Below are 7334 nucleotides of genomic sequence, written 5' to 3' on the forward strand. Positions count from 1 at the left end.
GGACCAAAGAGGTCAACTGCGGAGCGAATAAGGCGGCATTCCGCCGTCAAAATGAGCGTTTTTCGCTTTGACGGGACCAATGTCACGCGTGAGTGGTTGCGCGGCGATTGATCAGACCATCCTTAGGCTGCTAGACATCAAAGGAACCCCAACATGTCCCTCAGGATGCTATCCGTCGTAACCCTGCTGGTGAGCGTGACACTCATCGGCAGCTCGGCACTGCACGCCCAAGCACACGCACCCAATAAGAACACGGCAGAGGTCTACAAGGTCTTTCTTGGCTCGTGGCGCGGCAAGGACAAAGCGCCAATGAATGTGGCAGAAGGCGCCGAGGCCCTAACTAAGCAAGATCTAGAAGAGATTTCCTCGTGCGCCGGTGATCACCACGGTTGGGCCACTCCGGCAACAAGCGCGTCGCTGGCCACGCAACTCAGCGACTTGCCTTGGGTCCGCATCGTCGACCCAGCCAAGTGGCGAGCAGCAGACCCTGGCAATTTGATCGCTGAGGGAAAGCCTATTGACGAGGCGGTCGAGCAGGGTTTCTCGCATGCCTTGCTCACCCTTTCCACGGTCGCCTTTGATTCCTCGGGCGAGTTTGCTGCACTCAAATACTCGTTCGTCTGCGGTCGGCTGTGCGGTAACGGCGGCACCGTTCTTTTCGAGCATACGGCTCAGGGCTGGGGGCGCAGCAAGAAGCGATGCGGCATGTGGTTGTCTTACGCGGGCAGGCCTAACATTTCGTTCAAGGCGGACGGCTTCGCCGCCGCTTAACTCCAGCGTTAGGCTTGCAAGAGAACATGGCGTATCGTGATGTCGTTACAACAACAGGAGACATATCGTGGTCAAAGTAGCGTTGTTCGTTCGCCTTGAAGCAAAACCCGGAAAAGAGAAAGAGGTGGAGAGCTTCCTTATGGGCGGTCTTCCCATTGTCAATGAGGAGCCTGCCACCACTGCTTGGTTTGGCATTCGCCTTGGGCCAAGTACTTTCGGAATCTTTGATGCCTTTCCGGATGAAGCGGGTCGGCAAGCCCATCTCTCCGGCAAGGTCGCAGCAGCGTTAATGGCAAAGGCCGGTGAGTTGTTCTCCGAGCCGCCGTCCATCGAGAAAGTTGACGTACTTGCGGCAAAGCTACCCGGCTAAGCAAGCCTAACAATTCGTTCAAGCCGAACTTGCTTCGTTACGGCAAAAGCGTGGCAGAAAAAGCTTGCCACGCTTTTGCCTCCACTACGCAAGTCGGCTTAACTCAGGCGTTAGCCGTCAAATGTTGCGACTCGTCTTCCTCACCATCATCTGTTCAGTGCTCAGCGGCTGTTTCGCTCGGGTAGCTGTAGGCGCGGATCCCGCTGGTCAGAAGCTGCAAGCCGAGTTCGCGCCTGTCGTCGAAGCCATTGCGTCATATCAGAAAAAATACGGCGTACTCCCCGCCAACTTGAAGCTGCTAGTTCCGGAGCTTCTTCCTCAATTGCCTGCAAACGACCCTTCATCAGGCGTTGTCTACCATCTAAATGTTGCACAAGGCATCTTCATATTTATGTACACGCCGTCGTGGCCTCTTCCAGGTCGTGGCTCCTGCTCCACAACCATCAAGCAGGTCAAATGGCAATGCGTGGGTTTCATCTAGACCTTGCGTTGGCTGCTAACAACTCGTTCAAGGCGGACGGCTGCGCCGCCGCTTAACTCCAGCGTTAGACAGACTACCAAGGAGGCGTCATGTGGCCATTTGACAGGAGTCGTGACGAGTCGCCGTGGGAGGCCGTTCTTCGCGAATGCGACTTCGAGCTTGCGCGCGCCGAGTTTTCAGACTTCTTCCAAATGGTTAACCGAGAAGCTGAAAGTAACGGTGAACAGGCAGTCTTCCGCCAAGAGTTCGTAGATGGATGGAACATTTTTTCTGCAAACCCAGGCTCTGAGTCAGCGAAAAGGTGGCTCGCGCTAATGCCGGGCAACGAGGATCTCGTCCTAAAGGTTTTTAAAGATTGCTGCCCAGGTGGCGCTGCGAAGGTCCGGGCACAGCTATTCAAGACTGCTCGCTCTGATAAGAGCTCTCCAGCGCCTGCACCAAATGGGCCGGCCTTTAGCTACGCTGGCGGCAACGGTCTTACCCTAGAAACCGCCGTCGCACTTGTTCCTCTCAATCTTGACGGCCTGCGCCCGAAATTCGAGGCAGCGCTTCGCGAAAAGCTTTCTCCAGAAATGCTTACTTCGAGTGCCGTCGACGGAGCGATAGCTGAGATGTGTAAGATGGTTTGGATAGAAAACAAGTATGGCAAAGAGGGCAAAGACAATTGGCTTTGCGGGCGGCGGGGATTCCTTCCGGGCGCGAAACAGAGCCAAGAGCTGACGCTTCCAGATGGAAGTACCATAAAGCTTTTCTTCGATTTTAGCGCATTCCATCCGTCTGGCTGGGCGTAACTAGAAGAAGCATCCGGACGTCTAACTGATCGTCCAAGCGGACGGCTTCGCCGCCGCTTAACTCCAGCGTTAGAAGGCATGGGGGGTACGCGCGTTGCGCAACATCGGAAAATTCGTAGTGGGTCTTGGGATACTTGTTGCGGTCCTTGCCGTCGTCCGTCTGTCTGGGTGGTCGCCAGCAAATTTGCTCTATGGCCCTCAATATCGAACACCGCCGAAACATGAGCCGAAACAGAACACACGTTCAACATTCGAGACCGACGTTGTGCCAAGGAACTATCCGAAATTGGTTGCGCTTCTGACACATAGCGGCCAAGAAACAGTCCGATGGACGTCGCGTTCGGGCGAGGAGCAAGTAGAACGGTTATGGCTATCCGACGGAGCACTGCACATCAAAACGGAAATTTATGTCGGTGAAACTCCAGCGCATGTTTCTTCTTCAGCCAAGAAAACAGGGGTACAAATGTCAGACGCAAATCGTGACGGAGCAATGGATTCCATTATGTACACTGAGCCAAGCGGCAAAACGCATTCGTACAAACCACCATTCGATGAAACTTCGAACTTCTTGTGGAACTCAGGTTTGGCTGTGGCTTTTAAATACGGCAAGTGCTGCAGTTAATCGCGGTGCCTTCTAACATTTCGTTCAAGGCGGACGGCTTCGCCGCCGCTCAACTCCAGCGTTAGAACACACGGGGTAACGTGAAAGAAATCCTCTGGACCGACCTACCCACGTTTCTCAGCGAGATCGCATCCTTGGAGGGCGTCGCGCCGGGGGATACCCTGCTGTTCCGTGGTCAGCCTTGCAGCAAGCCGTTGTTGCCAAAAATTGCACGCGTCCATCCGGAGCGGGATTCCACGCAAGTTGAGCGCGCGATGCTTGCGGAGCTACGAAGGCAAGGATGCCGCTTCAGCGGGGTTGGAGCATCCAGCGACCTCGACCTACTTGCGATCGCGCAGCATCATGGAATGGCAACAAGGCTTTTAGATTGGTCTACCAGCCCGCTCGTCGCCTTGTGGTTCGCATGCTTGGAGTATTGGACCGCTGAGTCAGCACACCTATACATTTACCGGGCGGCCCAAGATGTTCTGCTCGACCCTAGTACCGATGCCGACCCGTTTGCCTTCGCGGTCACTAAGGTCTTTCGGCCTGCCCACAACAATGCGAGACTCGTGTCTCAAGATGGCTGGTTTTCAATACACCCGTATTACGCAGGAATGTCCTTCAAGGCACTGGATAGCGATGTTATTCATTTTCTTTGGGTCTATCATCTCGAAATACCACACGAACAAAAATCGTTCATTCTCAAAAAGCTAGACCTACTTGGAATAAACTACCGCTCAATGCTTCCCGATCTTGATGGGCTTTGCAAATACGTAAACTGGCGCATGACCTCCTGAACTACTGGAAGGTGTGTTCTAACTATTCATCAAGCGGACGGCTCCGCCGCCGCTTAATTCGGGCGTTAGGCATCAAGAGATATGCGCGTCGAACTTGCCTTGCTGTTCAACGACGAGCTATTGGGTCGAGGCAACGTATCAGTTACTCCCGTCGAGCAAACAGATGACTTGGGCGTGTTCAAGGCTTCGCACAAACTTCTTGAGGGTTCCGCCATCATCGTCCTCTCCGACTTCACAGAAGGGGTAACACTGCGCAAGTCCACTCTGGACATGCCTATCCACGAGTCAAGTGATTGGGAAAGCATCGACCTTGCGGGGTACACGCTCGCGTTCCGGTGTAGGCTCGATGCCTAACATCTCGTTCAAGGCGGACGGCTTCGCCGCCGCTTAACTCCAGCGTTAGGTGTGTCCAAGAATGAGTCGCTTTGCCAAGCTCAGACAATGGGTCAACCGCGATGACGGAAGCCTCTATCAGGTTGGCAACAGGTCGTTGGGTGCGGTCGAAACTATTGGTTTACTCATCTTCGTCAGCGCTATCGGTTTGTGGCAACTCCACGTCAAAGCTGGCATCAGCATCATCTGGTCTCTCGCGGCAGGCAGTATCGGTTTCGTTTTAGCAATCGTTGGTGGCGCTGGCAAAAATCGTGGCCCGCACACCTAACCAGTCATCCAAGCGGACGGCTTCGCCGCCGCTTAATTCCAGCGTTAGGCCGCAAATGAAGCTCTTCGAGGTCAACAAGTACGGCAACATCGTTCCGGTCCCAGATGGTCAGGAACCGCGCGACAAGCGTTGGACGGCTCGTGGGGTTTTTGTTTGCCTCATACCTGCAACCATTGTCGTTGTCCTCGTCCTCAGTTGGCTCAAGTAGGCGAGATGGCGGAAACCATGGCCATGTCGCTGGCGCTGAACGACCTACCGGAAAAATCCCATGGCGACAGAACTGTCCTTCGTCGAGTACGTCACCGAGCAGTCCGGGTTCGGTGACCGCATCACCTTCAAGCGCATGTTCGGCGAATACGGGATATACATCGACGGGAAGGTCGTGGCCTTCGCTTGCGACAACAGCCTGTTCGTCAAGGCGGCGGATGCCACCGCCACGCTCACGGCGGACCTGCCCCGGCGTCCGCCCTACCCGGGCGCCAAGCCCTACCCGGTCGGCGACGAACTGCTCGACGATTCGGAGCGGTTGCATGAGCTCCTGGCCGCGACGGCGAAGGCCATGCCCGAACCCAAGGCCAGGAAGCCGAAACGAAAAGGCCCGTGATCCGCAGGCCGGGCCGAGACGTCCATCAACGCTGCCGCAGCACGATGCCCGGCACAACGCGGCCGGATCGCCTCAGTGAAACTGGTCGCTCGCGGGAACCCATGAACTGCTGGCCGCGGCCGGCAGCGAGGTCGGGCGCGTCGGCTCGACAACCTCGCCAGGACAGCCCGGCGGCAGCGGACCGCCGCTGACGCGAGCCGCCGCGCATTGGGCGGCGTTGTCCAGGTGGATGGGAGCGGCAGGCACCGGAGCCGACGCGGCCCTGGCCACGCTGGCGGACGCGGCGGGATCGAGTGGCTTGACCGGCGCCAGGTTCAACCGCTCGTAGAGCCGCGGATCCTTGGCGGCCTTGGCTGGCGGGTTGCCGCTGCCGCAGCCCAATAGCGCGATCGGGAACAACGGGCTGACTGCGCATTTGATCCGCACGCCGCGCGGCAAATGGAAGGTGTGCTTGATGGTGGTCTTTTCGACGGCATGTCGCAGCGCCGTATCGATGGAGCTTTCGCCCTCCGGAGTCCAGTCGCCCTCGAAGCGGGTCGGCCGGTATCCGATGTCGGGCGCACGGTGTTCCATGATCTGCGTGTCGCCCGTCGGCTTGAGCTGGATATAGCTGCCCAGCCGCCCCTGCCCGGCGCCTTCGACGGCGCCCGGTTGTGCCTTGCCCTGCTTGCCCTCGCCCTGGCCTTCGCCCTGGCCGGGCTTGGGGGTGGCGGTACCGGCGGTGCTGGCAGCGTCGGGCGCGCCTTCGCGGGCGCCCGGGGTGCCGGAGTCGCTGCCTTGCGGCGTGGCCTCGGGAGAACTGGCGGGCGCGTTGTCTTGCGCGGTGGTGCTGTCCGGTTTCGCGGCCGCGGTTTCATCCTCGGGAGTGGCCGCCTCCGCCGGCGTCGTGTCGTCGGACGACGCGGTTGCGCTCGCTTGCGGGCGGGCGAGGACCAGCGAGGGGGGCGGGGCCGGCGCCGCGGACACCTCGATCGCCGGGGCCGCCGGTCGCGGCGTGACGGGAGCGGCCGTGGTATCCAGCGGCACGGCTGCGAGCTGCGGTTCGGCAAGCTGGATGCTGGGAGCCTGCACGCGCGGGCGTTCGCGCGACACGATCGGGGTCCGCACGCTGACCTGCGGCGCCAGGTTGATGGTGGGCGCGGCCTGCGCCGGCAACGGGATCGGCTCGACCTGCGGCGTGGCGGGCGCGGCCGCCGGCTGTGGGCGGACCAGGGTCACCGCGCTGGGTGGCTGGTCTTTCGGCGGGGTGATCTGGTCGAGCGCGATGGTTGGTGCGGCGATCGGCGGCGCGGCTTGCGCGGGCACCGCCGGCATCGCCAGCGACGGCGGCGTGGGCATCGGCCGGTTGCCCTCGACCTTTGGCTTGCGCACCGGCTCGGGCTGGAACTTCGGCGGCACGGGGCGCGCGGTGGGCGGCATGTCCAGGGTGACCTGCGGCGGCGTGCCGGCCAGTGGCACCGGCGCGAGGTCGGGCGCCGGCGGCGGCTTCGGCAGCGTGAGCGGTGGCGGCGGTGCGGCAACCGGGGCGATGCGGATGGTCGCCTTCGGCGCGGATGCCGTGATGACCGGCGTTTCGGCCCTGGCAGGGGTTGGCGGTGTCGGGGTGGCGGGCGTGGGCCGGGCGGGCGCCGCGGTGACGGTAGCCGTGTGGCCGCGGTGGCGCGGACCGACCCTCTTGGGTGGCGTCCCGCGCACGGGTGGCGGGGGCGGCGGCTCGGGGTTGTCGATCAGGCGGACCTGCAGCGGCTCGGCTTTCCGCTGCGGCTCCTGCAGGTCGTAGGCCGGGCCCAGGATCGCGCCGAACAGCACCAGAATGTGCACCAGCAGCGTGCCGACCAGGCCGGCGACGCGCAGGCCGCGGTCGTGCGGCCGTTCGGCGCGGCGGCGGCGGTAGACGATGGCCCGTGCCGCGGCCTCGCGCGGCGATCGCAGCATGACCACCAGTCGCGCGTTGGCGGGCGAGTCAGTGGGCTTGTCCGCGGGTGGCAGGGGCATGGCGGAAGTGTAGCGTGCAGGTTGGTTGTGCCGTGGGAGTGTGAACCTCGCGGCGGGCGGCCTGAACGGGCTGGATGTCTCTGTAGGAGCCTACTTGTGGACGATGCTTTTGCTTGGATGCATCAGAGCAAGGGCATCGCCCACAAGTGGGCTCCTTGTATGTTGCTCACGCACACACAGAGGTGCGAACCAAGCAAGTGTGTTTCCGGGGAGGCCGTGGGCTCCTTGAGGCGAAATCTTCGACCTCGTCTGTAGAGCGG

General features: G+C 60.6%; 9 protein-coding genes. 8 read left to right on the top strand and 1 reads right to left on the bottom strand.

Annotation, left to right across the window (positions count from 1 at the left end; translation table 11 throughout):
* Positions 1 to 153 precede the first annotated feature (153 nt).
* From OSC30_RS16640 to OSC30_RS16675, 8 genes are all read left to right on the top strand, one after another.
* Positions 154 to 771 (top strand): hypothetical protein, encoded by a 618-nt coding sequence (locus tag OSC30_RS16640; protein ID WP_267172970.1) that lies wholly within the window; start codon positions 154 to 156, stop codon positions 769 to 771.
* A 67-nt stretch (positions 772 to 838) separates the two neighbouring features.
* Complete coding sequence (locus OSC30_RS16645; RefSeq protein WP_267172971.1) at positions 839 to 1141, top strand: putative quinol monooxygenase; 303 nt, start codon at positions 839 to 841, stop codon at positions 1139 to 1141.
* Between the two features lie 121 nt (positions 1142 to 1262).
* The gene (locus tag OSC30_RS16650; RefSeq protein ID WP_267172972.1) at positions 1263 to 1622 is read left to right on the top strand and encodes a hypothetical protein; all 360 of its coding nucleotides are present in this window, start codon (positions 1263 to 1265) and stop codon (positions 1620 to 1622) included.
* Between the two features lie 89 nt (positions 1623 to 1711).
* Positions 1712 to 2413: a hypothetical protein gene (locus OSC30_RS16655; protein ID WP_267172973.1), complete on the top strand. Its 702-nt coding sequence runs from the start codon at positions 1712 to 1714 to the stop codon at positions 2411 to 2413.
* A 702-nt stretch (positions 2414 to 3115) separates the two neighbouring features.
* Complete coding sequence (locus OSC30_RS16660; protein ID WP_267172974.1) at positions 3116 to 3814, top strand: FRG domain-containing protein; 699 nt, start codon at positions 3116 to 3118, stop codon at positions 3812 to 3814.
* 81 nt (positions 3815 to 3895) lie between these two features.
* A complete protein-coding gene (locus OSC30_RS16665) occupies positions 3896 to 4168 on the top strand; it encodes a hypothetical protein (RefSeq protein WP_267172975.1) in 273 nt (90 codons plus the stop codon).
* Positions 4169 to 4229: 61 nt separating this feature from the next.
* The gene (locus OSC30_RS16670; protein ID WP_267172976.1) at positions 4230 to 4475 is read left to right on the top strand and encodes a hypothetical protein; all 246 of its coding nucleotides are present in this window, start codon (positions 4230 to 4232) and stop codon (positions 4473 to 4475) included.
* Between the two features lie 268 nt (positions 4476 to 4743).
* The gene (locus tag OSC30_RS16675; protein WP_267172977.1) at positions 4744 to 5079 is read left to right on the top strand and encodes a TfoX/Sxy family protein; all 336 of its coding nucleotides are present in this window, start codon (positions 4744 to 4746) and stop codon (positions 5077 to 5079) included.
* A gap of 72 nt (positions 5080 to 5151) precedes the next feature.
* Here OSC30_RS16675 and OSC30_RS16680 read toward each other — a convergent pair whose 3' ends face one another.
* Positions 5152 to 7074: a hypothetical protein gene (locus tag OSC30_RS16680; protein ID WP_267172978.1), complete on the bottom strand. Its 1923-nt coding sequence runs from the start codon at positions 7072 to 7074 to the stop codon at positions 5152 to 5154.
* Positions 7075 to 7334 lie beyond the last annotated feature (260 nt).

It is taken from the genome of Frateuria hangzhouensis, from assembly GCF_026410505.1.
In the GTDB taxonomy this organism is placed as follows: domain Bacteria; phylum Pseudomonadota; class Gammaproteobacteria; order Xanthomonadales; family Rhodanobacteraceae; genus Frateuria_A; species Frateuria_A hangzhouensis.